This is a genomic window from Paenibacillus phytohabitans (assembly GCF_013141775.1).
Classification (GTDB): Bacteria; Bacillota; Bacilli; order Paenibacillales; family Paenibacillaceae; genus Paenibacillus_AQ; species Paenibacillus_AQ phytohabitans.
Genome location: NZ_WHOB01000012.1, coordinates 1 through 14,526, shown reverse-complemented (window position 1 = coordinate 14,526; position 14,526 = coordinate 1). Strand labels below are relative to the sequence as shown.

Annotated in this window: 20 protein-coding genes; 6 read left to right on the top strand and 14 right to left on the bottom strand. The window is 48.1% G+C overall.

Going from position 1 to position 14,526, the window contains the following annotated elements; genetic code table 11:
• Nucleotides 1–331: 331 nt before the first annotated feature.
• The 3 genes from GC101_RS00780 to GC101_RS00770 all read right to left on the bottom strand — a co-directional run bounded on the left by GC101_RS00780 (nt 332) and on the right by GC101_RS00770 (nt 2,070).
• Nucleotides 332–1,312: a patatin-like phospholipase family protein gene (locus GC101_RS00780; RefSeq protein WP_171715705.1), complete on the bottom strand. Its 981-nt coding sequence runs from the start codon at nt 1,310–1,312 to the stop codon at nt 332–334.
• 144 nt (nt 1,313–1,456) lie between these two features.
• On the bottom strand, nt 1,457–1,648 hold the full coding sequence (locus GC101_RS00775; RefSeq protein WP_171715704.1) for a hypothetical protein: 192 nt from the start codon (nt 1,646–1,648) through the stop codon (nt 1,457–1,459).
• Between the two features lie 77 nt (nt 1,649–1,725).
• Nucleotides 1,726–2,070 (bottom strand): hypothetical protein, encoded by a 345-nt coding sequence (locus GC101_RS00770; RefSeq protein ID WP_039291910.1) that lies wholly within the window; start codon nt 2,068–2,070, stop codon nt 1,726–1,728.
• Nucleotides 2,071–2,313: 243 nt separating this feature from the next.
• Between GC101_RS00770 and GC101_RS00765 the strand changes: the two genes are divergently transcribed.
• Nucleotides 2,314–2,661, top strand: a complete 348-nt coding sequence (locus GC101_RS00765; protein ID WP_042137651.1) for a ribosomal protein L7/L12 — start codon at nt 2,314–2,316, stop codon at nt 2,659–2,661.
• Between the two features lie 98 nt (nt 2,662–2,759).
• On the opposite strand, the gene GC101_RS00760 is transcribed toward GC101_RS00765, so the two are convergent.
• The 3 genes from GC101_RS00760 to GC101_RS00750 are packed head-to-tail and all read right to left on the bottom strand — an operon-like array spanning nt 2,760 to nt 4,637.
• Nucleotides 2,760–3,398 carry an ABC-2 transporter permease gene (locus GC101_RS00760; protein WP_171715703.1) on the bottom strand — a complete coding sequence of 213 codons (639 nt, stop codon included), beginning with the start codon at nt 3,396–3,398 and terminating at the stop codon, nt 2,760–2,762.
• Nucleotides 3,391–4,260: an ABC transporter ATP-binding protein gene (locus GC101_RS00755; protein ID WP_171715702.1), complete on the bottom strand. Its 870-nt coding sequence runs from the start codon at nt 4,258–4,260 to the stop codon at nt 3,391–3,393. Before GC101_RS00755 ends, GC101_RS00760 begins: the two co-directional genes overlap by 8 nt.
• The gene (locus tag GC101_RS00750) at nt 4,257–4,637 is read right to left on the bottom strand and encodes a GntR family transcriptional regulator (RefSeq protein ID WP_042137658.1); all 381 of its coding nucleotides are present in this window, start codon (nt 4,635–4,637) and stop codon (nt 4,257–4,259) included. The genes GC101_RS00755 and GC101_RS00750 overlap by 4 nt, the downstream gene beginning before the upstream one ends.
• Before the next feature lie 221 nt (nt 4,638–4,858).
• Between GC101_RS00750 and GC101_RS00745 the strand changes: the two genes are divergently transcribed.
• Nucleotides 4,859–6,343 carry a hypothetical protein gene (locus GC101_RS00745; RefSeq protein ID WP_171715701.1) on the top strand — a complete coding sequence of 495 codons (1,485 nt, stop codon included), beginning with the start codon at nt 4,859–4,861 and terminating at the stop codon, nt 6,341–6,343.
• A gap of 11 nt (nt 6,344–6,354) precedes the next feature.
• On the opposite strand, the gene GC101_RS00740 is transcribed toward GC101_RS00745, so the two are convergent.
• Together GC101_RS00740 and GC101_RS00735 are read right to left on the bottom strand one after the other, a co-directional pair.
• Complete coding sequence (locus GC101_RS00740) at nt 6,355–7,035, bottom strand: M14 family metallopeptidase (RefSeq protein ID WP_171715700.1); 681 nt, start codon at nt 7,033–7,035, stop codon at nt 6,355–6,357.
• A gap of 157 nt (nt 7,036–7,192) precedes the next feature.
• Entirely contained in the window at nt 7,193–9,739 is a 2,547-nt protein-coding gene (locus GC101_RS00735) for a diguanylate cyclase domain-containing protein (RefSeq protein WP_171715699.1), read from the bottom strand.
• 276 nt (nt 9,740–10,015) lie between these two features.
• Here GC101_RS00735 and GC101_RS00730 point away from each other — a divergent pair, with 276 nt between their 5' ends.
• The 3 genes from GC101_RS00730 (at nt 10,016) to GC101_RS00725 (ending at nt 10,709) form a co-directional block, all read left to right on the top strand.
• On the top strand, nt 10,016–10,237 hold the full coding sequence (locus tag GC101_RS00730; RefSeq protein ID WP_171715698.1) for a hypothetical protein: 222 nt from the start codon (nt 10,016–10,018) through the stop codon (nt 10,235–10,237).
• 59 nt (nt 10,238–10,296) lie between these two features.
• Entirely contained in the window at nt 10,297–10,419 is a 123-nt protein-coding gene (locus GC101_RS36455) for a hypothetical protein (protein ID WP_281365764.1), read from the top strand.
• A 92-nt stretch (nt 10,420–10,511) separates the two neighbouring features.
• Nucleotides 10,512–10,709 (top strand): hypothetical protein, encoded by a 198-nt coding sequence (locus GC101_RS00725; protein ID WP_171715697.1) that lies wholly within the window; start codon nt 10,512–10,514, stop codon nt 10,707–10,709.
• Between the two features lie 172 nt (nt 10,710–10,881).
• Here GC101_RS00725 and GC101_RS00720 read toward each other — a convergent pair whose 3' ends face one another.
• The 3 genes from GC101_RS00720 to GC101_RS00710 all read right to left on the bottom strand — a co-directional run bounded on the left by GC101_RS00720 (nt 10,882) and on the right by GC101_RS00710 (nt 12,678).
• Nucleotides 10,882–11,064, bottom strand: coding sequence for a DUF7667 family protein (locus GC101_RS00720; RefSeq protein ID WP_171715696.1), 183 nt, complete (start codon nt 11,062–11,064; stop codon nt 10,882–10,884).
• A gap of 232 nt (nt 11,065–11,296) precedes the next feature.
• Nucleotides 11,297–12,175, bottom strand: coding sequence for a DUF5677 domain-containing protein (locus tag GC101_RS00715; protein ID WP_171715695.1), 879 nt, complete (start codon nt 12,173–12,175; stop codon nt 11,297–11,299).
• A 38-nt stretch (nt 12,176–12,213) separates the two neighbouring features.
• Nucleotides 12,214–12,678 (bottom strand): ArpU family phage packaging/lysis transcriptional regulator, encoded by a 465-nt coding sequence (locus GC101_RS00710; RefSeq protein ID WP_171715694.1) that lies wholly within the window; start codon nt 12,676–12,678, stop codon nt 12,214–12,216.
• Between the two features lie 109 nt (nt 12,679–12,787).
• On the opposite strand from GC101_RS00710, the gene GC101_RS00705 reads away from it, so the two are divergent.
• Nucleotides 12,788–13,201 (top strand): hypothetical protein, encoded by a 414-nt coding sequence (locus GC101_RS00705; protein WP_171715693.1) that lies wholly within the window; start codon nt 12,788–12,790, stop codon nt 13,199–13,201.
• An 88-nt stretch (nt 13,202–13,289) separates the two neighbouring features.
• Here GC101_RS00705 and GC101_RS00700 read toward each other — a convergent pair whose 3' ends face one another.
• From GC101_RS00700 to GC101_RS00690, 3 genes are all read right to left on the bottom strand, one after another.
• On the bottom strand, nt 13,290–13,589 hold the full coding sequence (locus GC101_RS00700) for a hypothetical protein (protein ID WP_343049544.1): 300 nt from the start codon (nt 13,587–13,589) through the stop codon (nt 13,290–13,292).
• Between the two features lie 97 nt (nt 13,590–13,686).
• Nucleotides 13,687–13,986: a hypothetical protein gene (locus GC101_RS00695; protein WP_171715692.1), complete on the bottom strand. Its 300-nt coding sequence runs from the start codon at nt 13,984–13,986 to the stop codon at nt 13,687–13,689.
• Nucleotides 13,987–14,261: 275 nt separating this feature from the next.
• The coding region (locus GC101_RS00690) for an aminopeptidase (protein ID WP_216626412.1) at nt 14,262–14,526 on the bottom strand (265 nt) is incomplete at its 5' end.

Sequence of the window (14,526 nt, the reverse complement as noted above, 5' to 3'; positions counted from 1 at the left end):
GCTAATTTTCACAAAATTGAAATAATTAAAAAGCCTGCAACCTTTTAATGCAGACTTTTCAAATAAAAACGTATATTTATCTTTTATAGAATTTATTGTCGTTTCCCCTCAAAAGGCCAAATGGACCAGACCGTCCTTTATAGATAACGGATTGTGGGTACAGAGAAGCATTCCAAATCCGTTTGCAGTGCCATTGTCCTCTAGGTCCTTCAACAGGATTCATTTATCTTTCAGGAGAAACCTTCCCATTCCCGGAAGTGCTATTGGCAAATTTGTGAGTCCCCAGACAAAAGGCTACTGCTCCTCAATGTGGAAGTAGTAGCCTTGGGTTTCAGTGATAAATACCGGACTCCTGCTGCGATTCACCGGAAAAGGGCTGAACCGGCAATGCTGCATGATTTTCTCTGAATTTATGCTTATAGTCTTCGAAGTCCCATGTCTCCAGGAATTTATCTGCCGCAGCGTGGCCGGATGAGAGCAAGAAATGCTTATCTTCTTCCGTCAATTCGAATTTTGTCGTCGTTACTTTACCGGTGGGAATAAATATTGTGCGCTCCTCCGCATGTTTGTCTACATGTCTTTGATCATGAGCCTGCAGCATGGTTTTGAACATTCCTTTGAGTAACGAGACCGGACCATTGATCTCTATCGATTGGGCATAGGTTCGCCTTTCCGACAGTCTGAATCCGAAGGTTGGCCACCGCGGGACTCCATCTACGTCAAACAGCCAGATCGGATAATTGCTAAGCATTCCTCCGTCCAGCATATAATAGGGTTTCTTCTGCAGGGGCGTATGCCAGACATAGGGTTGAAAAAAGAAAGGCAGCGTGGTGCTCATCCGTACTGCTGCAGCTATGGGGAATTCGGACGCTTTCAGACCATAGTGAGGCAAATCATTAGGAAAAACTGCAATCCGCCCATTGCTTATATTCGAGACTATTATCGAAAGCTTGCCTTCGGGAATATCTCCAAACGTTACAACTTTCTTACGCTTCAGCCATTCCGTCATTACCTGTTCTAAAATGTGGTTGCTGTAAATGCCTGACTTCATCATTAACGGAAGCGTTTTGTTCAAGATCGGCAGGCTGTTCATTCTGGTACGCCCGAGCAGCTTCATATAGTCCAGCGAGCTCATCAGCTCTCTGATTTCAGCACTATTGTAACCGCAGGCCAACAAAGCTGCGACGATCGCGCCGGCAGAAGTCCCCGCAAGCTTGTTCCAGGTATATCCTCTGGATTCCATCACTTCAATGGCTCCTACAAAAGCAATTCCCTTTACGCCACCGCCTTCAAAGACTGCATCTGCCTCCACCTGAGTACCCCTCTTGTTACAAATAAAAGATGTATCTGTAAGTATGTGTTGGATACTCTGATTTATTCACCTGTAAAACAACAAAAAGCGGATGCACCAGGACCATGAAACCAGTCTTGGACAGCCGCTTGTTGGGGAGACAGATCAAAAGATCCACATGATCACAAAAATGAAAAAGGCAATGACAGCTATGGCAATAACCAGATCGGATATTTGCCTCCATAAGCCTGGAGGGCCTTCGGTGTGATACTTCTGCGCATTCACGTCATGGTTGGCTTTATGCCCGCCGGGATCAGTCGAATTCGCATGTGGTCCCGGATTAAAGAAGTCACCCATGAAATCACCTCCCTTTCCATGATTATACACCATTTAATCTCACTTTTGATTCATTTGTCCTGAAACAGCACTTATTGTTAAAAAGCGATTTGCACCGATCCGTCCTCGTAAATATCGACCCGCTGGGTGCATAGGAGCATGCCGAGTCCGGAAGCGGTGCCTTTGGTCTTCAAATCCTGCTGTCTGCGCTCCCATAGCTCGCGGTCGTGGATGATGTCATACAAGTAATAGCTCTCAGCGTTAGCCGCTTCCATCTCCTCCACAAAAATGAACCCGCCCGGGAACATGCTGCGGAACCACTGGGCCGCTTCCAGGTGAGAATGGAATGCCGGAAGCTCCTGCTCGAAGCGCTCTGACAAATAACGCTGCTTCAGCCGGCCGATCCTTACATAATACTCTTCAAGATTGTACGGAGTTATCACCGGTAAGCCCCCCATCTCCATAAATATTTGAAATTTCGCATAAAAATATCATACTTTTGGAGGGATGAATATGACATTCTGCATGAAACGGGATGAAGTCTGTTCAACCGGACCCGCTGAACTATGTATGAACTGTTCCTAAATTCAGGAGTGAAGTGTTCATTCTTCTGCTCAGCGGGTAGTAGAATATGATAGGTCTAGTTACAGCGATCGATGCTATAAGGGCAGAAAGGAGCCGCTCCCATGGACAATACGGATATTATCGCAATTCTGGCTTTGGTTCTTGTGTTACTGCTTATGTTAAGTGTGTTCCGTCTGAAAAAGCGCGTAACAGAGCTGGAGTCTCAGTTGGCGCAGAGGGACGCTTATGGGGGACCTGCAGGAGCTGGAGGCAGGATGGCCGGCATTCCGACCCCGCTGTTCGTGCAGAACCCGGAGATTGCTCCTGATCTGGAGCGGAGGCTGCATCTGCTGCTGGCGGAGGGCAAGAAGATTCAGGCGATTAAGGTAATGCGGGAAGCACGGAATTTATCCCTGAAGGATGCCAAGGACTTCATCGACAATCTGGAACAGGGCGGTACCTTCCGCTGACCTGCCCCTGCAGAACCAAAAACGACCCCGTCCTCCACTTTATAGTGGAAGCTGAGGTCGTTTTTTATGGTGCCGGATTGCAGGCAGCCCGGCTGGGGTTATACGTCCTTTTTAACAAAAATCCGCAAAGAGAGCAGATAAGAGCCGTAGATAATAACAAGATAGGCCAGAACACTGATGATAGTAAGCAGAACATTGTCCATTCTGCCGGTCAGGACCCATTCCGCAAGTGCTGGATATCGTTCAGTCAAACTGGTTAATGCCGTGAAGTTAAGCATAATCAGCATAATAAAGACGATATTCACCACCTGCATGCCTTTTTGTCCCAGCCAATAGTACAGCGGTAGATAGAAAGAAGCAATCAACGGAAAAGCAGCGGTTGCGAGTCCCAGCTCTCTCCAGCGCAAAGGAGCATCCAGTCGGCCCATTGCAAACGCCAGGAGATACAGCAGCAGCGTACAAATGAAGCTGAACATTGAGAAAGGAATTAGTGTTAAATACTTGGCCAGAATCAGCCGCTGCCTGGGTACCGGAAGACTGACCAGAAATTTCTGATTGTTATGCTGCATATCAATGGCGCAGGAGTTGACCAGCAGCAGCACCGCCGGAAACAGGGAGAATGCTGTATAGGCTTCGGGATTCGTATACCCCATAAGCACATAATACGGGATCAGCAGCAGCATGAACTTGCGGGTAAGGATGAAGTCTTTGCGGATCAGATGCAGGGAGCTATACATGCGCTTCACTTCCTTTTACCGTAAAATACATGATTTCTTCCAGAGTAGGCGTCTCGCAGATAGCCGTATCCCTGAAATACTGTTCGCCCTCCGCACGGTTGCTGATCAGACCCTCGAACCCCAGTCCGCTCTCGCGGATGCCGACGAACCAGCGCCGGACATCACGGTCGAGCAGCTCCTTCCCGCCTTTGACCAGGAGGTAACGCTCGCTGATACTCTCTTTCATCTCATTGAAAACAATCCGCCCCTCGTTGATGAATACAATATAGTCGGCAATCCGGTCCAGATCCATCGTGTTATGGGTGGAGAACAGAATCGATTTCTTCTCGTCCTGAATATGCTCACTGAGCAGCTCCAGCATCTCTCTGCGGAAAATCGGATCAAGCCCCGAGGTAGGCTCATCCATAATCAGCAGATCGGCACCATGGGATAAGGCGATGGCGAGCGAGAATTTGATTTTCATCCCCTTGGACAGATCCTTAATCTTCTTGCCGGGCGGAAGCTTGAACAGCTCCTGAAACTTCACATATGTATCTTCATTCCAGCGGGTGTAGAACGGCGCGATAACTCTCTTCATCTGCTTGACGGTGAGATTCTCATAATAGATATTCTCATCCGAGACGTACCCAATCCGCTCCTTGACCGCTGCTTGATATAGCTGGTTATTCTGACCCAACATCGTGATATTGCCTTGATCCGGGTAGATCATACCCATCATCATTTTGATCAGCGAGGTTTTGCCTGCACCGTTCGGGCCGATCAGGCCTGTAATAAAACCTTCCTTGATGGATAATGAGATATCCCTCAGCTCAAACCGGTCGTAGCTTTTGGTTAAATGGTCTAACCGGATTACATCGCTCATTCCTGTTCCTCCTCATAGAGCAGTTTCAGCATCTCCGCCAGTTCGGCATACTCCATGCCCAGCAGTCTGCTCTCATCAATGATTTCTTTCAGCTTGCCCTCTACAATCCGCAGCCGCTGCTCCCGGATATATTCCTGATCTGCCCCGGAGACAAAAGAGCCCTTGCCGACAATAGAGTTAATCAGCCCTTCACGCTCCAGCTCCTCGTAAGCCCGCTTCGTGGTAATGACACTGATCTGTAGCTCCTTGGCCAATAAGCGGATCGATGGCAACGGCGTACCGGAGACCAGCTCCCCTTGCAGAATCATCTGGCGGACTTGTCCCACAATCTGAGCGTAGATCGGTTCACCGGATGTACTTGATATCAAAATATTCATGCAGCAGCACCAGCGTCCTTTGCGGTATTTGTATTTAATGTATATATATAATATATACACTATGTCCAGTGGTGTCAATCCTCTATTCGCAACGGTCGGGTTGCTGCTGCGCCGCATATTTGGACTACCGCTCTCTCGCAGGTATTGATCTAATCACTTATGGGAAGTGGTGATGCTATATAGAGGCGGAAGCCGAATGCTTACACGGAGGGGAAGTTCCTATGTCTAGAAAAACCGCCGTCTACCCGCTCAGCTGCGGGCTGCTGACGGCTGCCGTTATACTGCTCATGCAGCCTAAATATTCGTATAATGATCCGGATACGTTCTGGCATCTGGAGGTCGGACGCTTCATGCTTGAGCACGGGAAGGTGCCGCATCATGCGATACATACCTTTTATGGAGACAAGCTGCCGTATATCCCGCATGAAGCCGGGTTTCAGCTGCTGATTACACCACTGTACCAGTGGTTCGGCTGGCCGGGGATCTATCTGCTGACCGCCCTGTGCCTGTTTGGCTTACTGTTGGGACTTATTCGTCTTGGAGAAGTATCACGTAAAGAGCTGGGTCTGCGGGAGAATCATGTTCTGCTCCTGCCCTTTGTCCTGCTGATCTCCTGCTGGATCTACTATAACTACTTCAAGGGAAGACCGCAGATGGTCTCCTCTCCACTGATTGTCTGGTTCTTCATCTGCATGCGGGAGTATCAGCTGAAGCCCGGGGCCAGGTATGCGGCAGCGATGATGATCCTCTCCTGTGCCGTTGCCAATGTCCATACCGGAGTATGGCTGGTGATTGCCGTGTTTACCGGTATGGCTGTGCTGGAATCGCTGATTGCACGCAATCTCAGCTGGAAGCGGGCTGCCGTCTTCCTGCTGGTCCTGCTGGCCGGTCTGCCGAATCCGGGAGGACTTCAAGGACTGCTGTTCATCTTCACCGTCACACACAATAACTACAATCTGCTCATTAATGAATGGCAGCCTCTCTCCTTCAGCCGGCCGGGCCAGCTGCCGATTCTGCTTCTGCTGCTCTTTTTCGCGGTCACTCTGCCCTTCTCCCTGCAACGGAAGCCGTTCCGCTTCTTCCTGATGACCGGTATTCTCTATCTCGGAGTATCAAATTTCAAGCAGAATCTGTTCATGTGGCTGTTCATTCCTTATTTCGCGGCAGTCTTCTTCGAAGCGGTTCCGCTTCCGGGCAAGCTCAGGCTGCGGACAAGCGGAAGAGCGGTTGCCCTTGGAATTGTCACCGGGCTGCTGATCAACACTGTATATATCTTCACGGTCCCGCCAGTGGTGACTGCTGCAGATTACCCTGTCCTAGAGATGAGCTATGTACTGGAGCATACACCGGCAGGCAGGCGGCCTAAGGTGCTGTCCAGCTATGGGTCTTCAGGTTATGTGATGTTCCGCGGCGGGGATGTGCTCTGTGACGGGCGTCAGGACCCTTTTATCACCAAGGCTTCGATTGGAATCATGGGCTGGAATGCCTTCGAACGCTCGATGTACGGCTACTCCGAATACTTGCCTGATATCGTGAAATATGACCACCCGGATTATGTGATTGTGCGAAACGGCAGCTCCGGGAGGCTGTATCAGGACTGGGTAAAAGCACTCGGCACTCCTGTCTACAAAGGAAGCTACGGGAGTGTATTTGTTCCCGGCAACGGAAAGCAGCCCAAGGAAGATCCGGGGTTACAGAGCAGCTGAACTATACGGCATCAGCCGGTTAAACCCGCAGCCCTCAGGAAATGACTGACAATCTCACTTTGCAGCCGCACCCTTAAGGAGAAATCAAGACTCCAGCAGGTTTCCACTGTAACAGCTCTCGCTCCGAGCAGTCGCTGCATAGCCATCCGTGAAGTCCCGGCGCGCTCGCGGCGGCGGATATTGAAGCGGTAAGCTTTATTCGGAACCGACAAGTTCATCTTCTTCACAATTTGCTTCGCCACACCTGCCGCCCGGCTAGCCGGGCTGATAATCAGCGTCTGCCCTACGCGCCGCGGATTAAGCTGTGACAGCCCGTTCGCTTCATGCAGATCCAAATACCAGGATGGACGATAACGCGCAGCGAGTTGAAACACCGCTGCTGACAGCGGATGTCTAGCCTTAGCGCCTGTACCCACCGGGAAGGTACGGTTCAAATCAGGTTTGCCGCGGATGCCCTTCCGCCGTGCGGATACATTCACCAGCGGGACAATAATCAGCTTCCCTCTGCGCAGAACCCACTCTCCGCGTTTGAACCGGTTTACGATCCCCTGTGCCGCACGGGTACTAGCCGGTTCATTGCCATGAACGCCGGAGATGATCATAAATACAGGACCGGGCGCTGCACTGCTAACGACATAATAAGGTGTGGCATAGGGAGTTCCTGCTGCCAGCATATGCTTCTCGACAGACACCGCGTTTCACCTCCGTTTACGTATGCAGAAGTACATTCGCTTTATTCTGTAATGTATGCGGATCGCCAATGGTGGATTGGACACATAGACTGGCGCGGCAAAAAGCCGGGTATAGTCCAGACGGACCTTACCCGGCTTCTTTGTTCATAACGGTTATTCAATGAAATACAACCTGGTTTTTTCCGCTGGATTTCGCCTCATAGAGCGCCTTCTCCGACCCGGCAATGAACTCTGAAGTACGGTCCGTTGTAAGAGGGACTTTCAGCAGACCGCCAATACTTACGGTGACCACGCCTTCTTCTTCATAACGGTCGCGGGGAATTTGCAGATCATAGACACCCTTGCGCACAGCTTCGGCCAGCTGCTCCGCCTCTCCGGCGGTTGCCCCGGACAAGGTCAGGATGAAGGCTGCTCCGCTGAAGCGGGCGACGAAGGCGCCGTGCTGCTTGCTGATAAGGTTCAGTACATCGGCTACTGACTGAATACACAGATCTCCGCCTTTTAACCCGTGGACCGCATTATAAGAATGGAAATCATCGATGTCAATAGACAGTAATAGAAGCGGCTCCTGCGCGCGCAGGCAATTCTTCCATGTACTAGTGAGCTCGTTCTCGAACGCCAGCCGGTTCGGCAGATCCGTTAAGGAATCCGTTGTCAGGTAACTCTGCAATTGGGTAGTTACACTGGTGTAGGCTTCACCTTTCGCATCAGCGTTAGCCCCCTTACTCAGAACAGCCATGACGGAAGGTTTGCCGCCGTGGATTACAGAGGCCAGTGTCAGGTTCATGTCCAGCGTCAGTCCATCCGCATTCTGAAACTGTCCGCTGCCGGTTACGAACTGGCTCTTGTTCAGGGTGAGCTCCGAGAAATACTGACGCAATGCAGGACGGTATGATTCGTGCACATATTTCAGGAACGGCTGACCCGTTAGGGACTTGCCCTTCTCTATAGCCATCAGGTCCAGCGCACGGTTATTGCTATAGACGATAAGATCATCGGTAATCATAAAGAAAGCTACCGGTGACAGCTCCATCAGCTGGAGATAACGTTGTTCATTATGACGCAGACTTCGTGCATTCTGCAGTGCCTGTTCCTCGGCCTGACGCAGCTGATTCTCCGTCTGTCCGCGCAGGATAGATTTCAGCTGAGGCAGAATGTTGAGATGCTGCTCTTTCCAGGGAAGTGAAGTAGACTGAACGACCTGGCGCCATTTCTCAAAAGATTTCCGGGGAGACAGACGCATCCCGTCATTCTCCTGAATGACAGCCTTGGCCGGATCTCCTGCCCAGTCCACAATCTCTACAACTTCTGGTCTGAACCAGATCATATAGTTCTGCTGTCCGGGAGTCAGAGCCAGATACAGTACTCCGGAGGCCTTGTCCTTGTAAGCTTTGGCTGATTCATATTCCAGACTGAGCCTCGAAGTACAGTAAGTGTAGTCCCTGGCTTTACCGGCCAGCCAGCCCGCAAGCTCCCGTACCTGATCCTGGGAAGGCGTAACCCCGTACAGCATCAGCTTGTCCTGGTAACATACCGCTGCTCCTGAAGCATCCATTAGCGCAAGCAGCGTCTGCTCTTCCTCTCCCAGCTGCTCAATCACCCGGAAGGAGCTTGAATTTCCTGTGAATACATCGACAATCCGTGTCGCTTTGGTCCGCAGCTGCAGCTCTGTCTGATACGTATCCAGCTGCTGGCGCTGGTACAGCTCACTGGAGAAGAAGGAACCCAGGAAATTGCACAGATTGCGGATGCGATGCGGTACATACTTTGGCGAATGGTGATGGCAGGTGATCAGTCCCCAGAGCTTGTTATTATTAATTAACGAGATGGTTGTAGTAGCTCCAACTCCCATATTCTGCAAATATTCGATATGCAGCGGGGAGACACTGCGCAGGATCGACAGGCTGAGGTTCAGCGGCTTGCCGGTTAGGGGCTGAAGCACCGGGATAATCGGTACCGGCGTATAGTGAACATCCACGATGGTCCGCAGCCAGTTGCGCAAGTACAGCTCACGCGCCTGCTTGGGGATATCCGATGCCGGGTAGTGATGCCCGAGGAACGGTTCCAGACCTTCCTCCTTCGCTTCAGCTACAACTTTACCGTTCCACTCGTCATCGAATTCGTAGATCATCACGCGGTCATAACCGAGCATTTCCTTGACCTGTTCAGCCGCTGCCTGACTGGCTTCAATCCGGCCTGCAGTCTGCTTCATACGGCCGAAGAACGTGCGGATCCATTCAAAATCATTGGCTCCTGCACCCTCCTCTTCTGAGGCAGGCTCCAGCTCGACAATCATCAGCCCCTCACTTTCGTGAATAATGCTGAAGAAATCGGTCAACTCTCCTTCAACTTCAATCTTCAGGACAATATATTGTAAATCTGCGGTTTCCTTGGCGTTCACACTGCGCTCCAGTAAGGCCTGAAGCTGACTATCGCCTACCAGCTCAGCCATAGAAGTTCCGAGCAGCGTCTCTGCAGGAATTCCCAGCAGTACATCTGTGTTCCGGCTGGCCTGGACAATAAGATTGTCCTTGCCCTGCGTCACTGCCAGCAGCACGCCATGCGGCTGAATAAGCCCGGGAATATGGATCGGCTCCTTGTCGCAGTTCGTGAGGTCCAGCGATTCATTCAGTTCCAGACCGGCTTCGTTCAGCAATGTGCGGTTGAGCGGATCATTTTCGTTATGGGCTTTAGAGTCTGACATGGTGCAACGCCTCCAATGAAGTAAAAGATTTCTATGCATACATTATGCGTAGTTTCATATTATCTTATTTTCGGTAGCGTTAACAAATCGTGCGTACGTTAGGAGAAACTTCTATCTGGGAGGGCCGGGTTAATTCCGGGACAGATGTATACAAGAATCCCGCCAGTTCAGAACTGGCAGGAGAATACAATCAACGGCGCTTCTTCGCTATGCCTGGAATGGAATAATTATGTATAATATTTATGGTTAGAGGAAAGTCTTAGGAGGTTAAATCATATGGAAGAAGTACGGATACAGAAGCAGGACCGTTCCGTGAGCTTCAGAGTTGCAACAGATGCAGGGGAATTTATCGTCTTTGATATGTCACTTTCCAGCCCAACCCGTAACCGCACCCTCTACAGCGGAAAAGAGTTTAGTCTGGCTTGGGCAGCCGCAGAAGCGGTTCTGGGTGAAATCGCAGTCCCTGATGAACTCTTGAAATTCGCAACAACAGCCTAATGCCCCAGAGTTGACCCCTCAACAGGGGTCTTTATTATTCTTATACGAGGTGACCGTAAATGAGAAAATACAAACGTTCAGGCAGAGACATTGTTTCTTTCCTGCTGGGATTCGCTTCTGTGCTGATCATTGCCTTCTTCGTTATCCGGTATCTTCTTCAGAATGTTTCGTTTGGGCCTTAGGGGGTGGATGTCGAGTCACTAATTAGCTTTGAAATGTTGTACGTAATACAACTCGGACTCATAGATATAAGGGAATTTGTAAGGTTTGTTGTATGAAATACAACAATTTCCAAGCACAACAGCATGAATACGGGGAAATCCTGCATTTTGTACAACATTTTTCGTTTAAGCTCAATATTGAGAGAAGAATGTTGTATTTCGTGCAGGATTTTTGGGATTTCCCCTCCATTGAAAGTAAAGCTTCTCATTTCACGCAAAAAGGCATTGGGGGAGATTCTATAGTCAGCTAGATGTGGTGTATTCAGGTTAAATACTCACACATTATTACTTATTACTAACCCATTACAATGAGTTTTGTGAAACACAAAGAAATCATCTAAAGGATAGATGGAATATACATTATATTTTCGGCACCCTACCTGTTAACCTAAGCACCTCCAGTTTCCACTGAAGCTCTAATTGTCATTTGTGATCGTGCGTTGCTCCAGCCAGTATTGATTGATTTTGAATCATCAGACAGTCCCAGCAATACCTGGCGTTCTCCCGCAGGCAGTATTGCAGCTCCTTGGCTTCCTCCAGCGCTAGAGGTCCGGCCATATTAATATGAAAGATCTCGGCCAAACGTAAATGTACCGGTAACATCATAAATCACTCTCCTGTATTATCATCCTAATACATCATACCTGCTGCGCCGTCCCCGCTCCTGCATTTCATGCCTCAGCTGCTGCACGTGCTCTGGCAGCATGTCCGTTAATGCTGCATTGCTGCAGCCGTGCGTGTCACTCTCGCCTGATTTCCACATTACCAATATACTATGTCTAAAACCTAATGAACGGCCATTGTGCGGTCAAATATCGGCCAAAAGACGGTCAAGATATTAACGAAAACCTAAGTGATTTAATTGCTCTACAATATCTATTTTGAGCCTGTTAATTTGTATCAATTCATATGCAAAAATAAGTAAATAATTCGAGGTCATACTTATAGTACTATTTAATTCATCTCGTTCAGTTCCTATGCTTAACAAATTATTATTTTTATCTCGATAACTCGAAAACATAGAACTTTCACCATGAACCATTTGGCTATTAATTTTATAATTGACTATATACTCTTGCTCTAAGTAGAAGTCAGGCATTTCTTTCTGGAGTCTTCCAGTCATATCAACTTGTCTTGCTCTTTGATCTAGGGAAGGGTATTTAGCCCAATGATATTTATTTCCGTATTTATAAAACTGACTTTTAAAATTCTTAGCTCTATTTATTAAAGGTTCCGTTGGGCCATGAAAAAGTAACGTTTCGTTAAATTTATTACCTTTTTTGATCATATAATCTTTAAAATCGTTCCATCTATTAAACAATGACTCATTTGTAATTGCCTCATAATCCATCCAACTATCCCTTTCGTTCTGGGATTTATTTATTTCTTTACACAGCCATAAATAAGAAAAATCTATTAAATTCTCTAACATAGAACGCACTAAAATTGAACTTGAAACTCCGAACCCTTTTATAATCAGATGATAAATACTTTCACCTAAATGATACTCATGAGCAAGGAAATAACGACTTATATAAATCAATTTATCTGATTTATATTTTTTGTGATTTTCATTCACCTCATAGATCATTAGGTCATAGATAAAAAGAATATAAATCATTCTTTGTAATAGCTTTGCGTCCGCGTTCGCCACACCTTCTATTTTTTCAATTTCTTCTTTCCATGATTCTGAAAGGTCAACAGGATATTTAATCAATAAACTTCCCCCTAAAAAGCAGTTTCTCATTTCCTTATCTAATTATGATCGATTAACACTTCTAATCCAAGTGCGCACGCTAAAATATATATTTCTCTTGATTTTATCCTTCGGTACTTCCGATCGCTCATCCCCAGCTCCCCGCACAGTATCGAATCATACTCATCCTCATACTCCAGATATCGCAGTTGTATAATCTCCCGCTCCGACTTCTTAAGCCTTTCCATGGCCATGTCCAGTAATTTAGATTGCTGCTCCAACTCAGCCCCTCTGTCCGTGTTCCATATCGCTATATTTTCCGTCGTCCGGCTGATCGCATTCGTTGATCCGTGATACCGCGGTTCCGGACTCGCAGTTAATGCTGCCTGGCGCCGTACGAATCCAATCTGCCGATACAAACGGATCGTTTCTAGATGTTCTTCCACCCGGCGTCGGGTTTCCTTCTCGTCGATCGGGAGGATGTCCGAAGCCAGTTGGATTGCTAATTGGTCGCTTTTCCCCATGATAATCCCCTCACTCGTGGTATAATTCGAATGAAGGTACACGATTGGACCCCCGCCCCGGCCAAGGATATGGGGGTCTTTTGCTATTCATAAAAATGGAGGTAATTCGATGTTTAGTAACAACAGAAGGAGCATGCGTGCGTACATTATGCTAAATCCCAATATCACTGATGATCAATTAATGAGAATAAAGATTGATTACGAAGCAACGTTGGAAGAGTTGAAACTATCTGGTGTGTTGTTATCGGCGATAACAATAATTTTAACCATAGTGGGCATTATCGTTAATAAAACTTATACAGGCACAGGAAAATTTTTTTTTTTGTTTCTTCTATTCTTTGCCGCATGTATATATTTTCTCTTTACTAAAAAAAATAGAGTGGTGTCCAATCTAGTGAACGACATAAAGACTATTGAATATGAAATTCAAATGCGCAAAGAAAAACAGGCAATACATAAAAGTCATATGGAGCAAATTTCAATTATCAGAGATAGGAGATTAAGAGAAAAATATAAAAAATAATATTATCTACTATTGGATATCTTTGTCCAGATCCACAAGCTCTGCTACCCTTTGGTCGGGACCGACTCCGGCAGCTGCTTAACATGCGTCAGTTCCCAGCATAACGGCCATCATCATACCAGCCGAAAGCCTGTTCCTTTTTGCTGACCGGGTCCTCTCGCATCGCATTACCACCGTCTTTTTCAAGCACTACATCCCCGCGTATGCAGCGGCTGACCTCCCAGCACTCCTCAAGACTTGCGACAGCCACAACCGTCCCGGTCGGCAGATTGTCAGCAGTATATCCGTGCCGGACGAGTGCTGCACTGATCTCTGGCTCCTCGCACGCTTCCCGGTCTACATTTTCCCGGCGTGAATCGCCAACTCGCCGCGGTGCTTTGTTGCCCAACTGCGCGTTTCAAACCGTTTCTCTCTGAGGGCGATCAGTGTCGCCCACGGCTGTATGATGGTTATTGCCTTCATGCTCATACTGGTTATGCCTCCCCTTAATAGCCCGCGAATTCGGGCATTTCATCCAGTTTGTATTGCGGCATTGTTTCGATCCTAAGCTTATAATCTTCGAAGAACGTGTATTCTCTGTCATGCCAATCGTTTACGCCGAGTCCGTTTACAATTAACTGGTCGGCAGCCTGCAGTTCGTCCTCCGTTGGTTTGTTGTTGTCGGTCATTTGGTCGCGCAGATCCCACAGCATTTCTTGTATGGATTCCTCAGCGGTTGTAACCGTTGGCCCTTGGCCTGCGGGAATGACTATCGTAAACGTCTTAACCTTTGTCGTATTTGCCATGCTTATCAGCTCCTTTATAGGGGAGAGGGTGGCTAACCCTCTCCGTTATTCGCTAGAACCTACGAATTGCGGAAACTCCGTCTCCCATTCCAAAAATTCCTGCAGCGTCATCTTTCCGTCTTCTTCCCAATCCATTGCTTTGTCCATTGGTAAATCGACGACTTTGTAATCCTGCCACTCTTCATCGGGGATATTGACCTGAGATCGATACCAGACGGTCAATTCTTCGTTAGTGCCGTATCCTGCTACAATGTCCGCTCAGTCTGGCCCAATGGCTACAGCATGGAGATCACCATACTGAATCCGCTTTGCTTCCGGGTCAGACTCGCAAAAATCCCCAGGTTCCTCGCCGGCCTTCCGTGCATCATGTAACGAATCAAGGACTCTGAGCCGATGTATTCGTCCGATACGGTATGCAGCACCGGTTTTGCACCGCTCTCCAGCAACTTCTTGGCCTGCTCCAGTGTGATAACCTCGCCATTGTGATTAATGTACTGCCCTGGACGTAAATTGTTGATATGGACTGTTTCCATCGCTCGT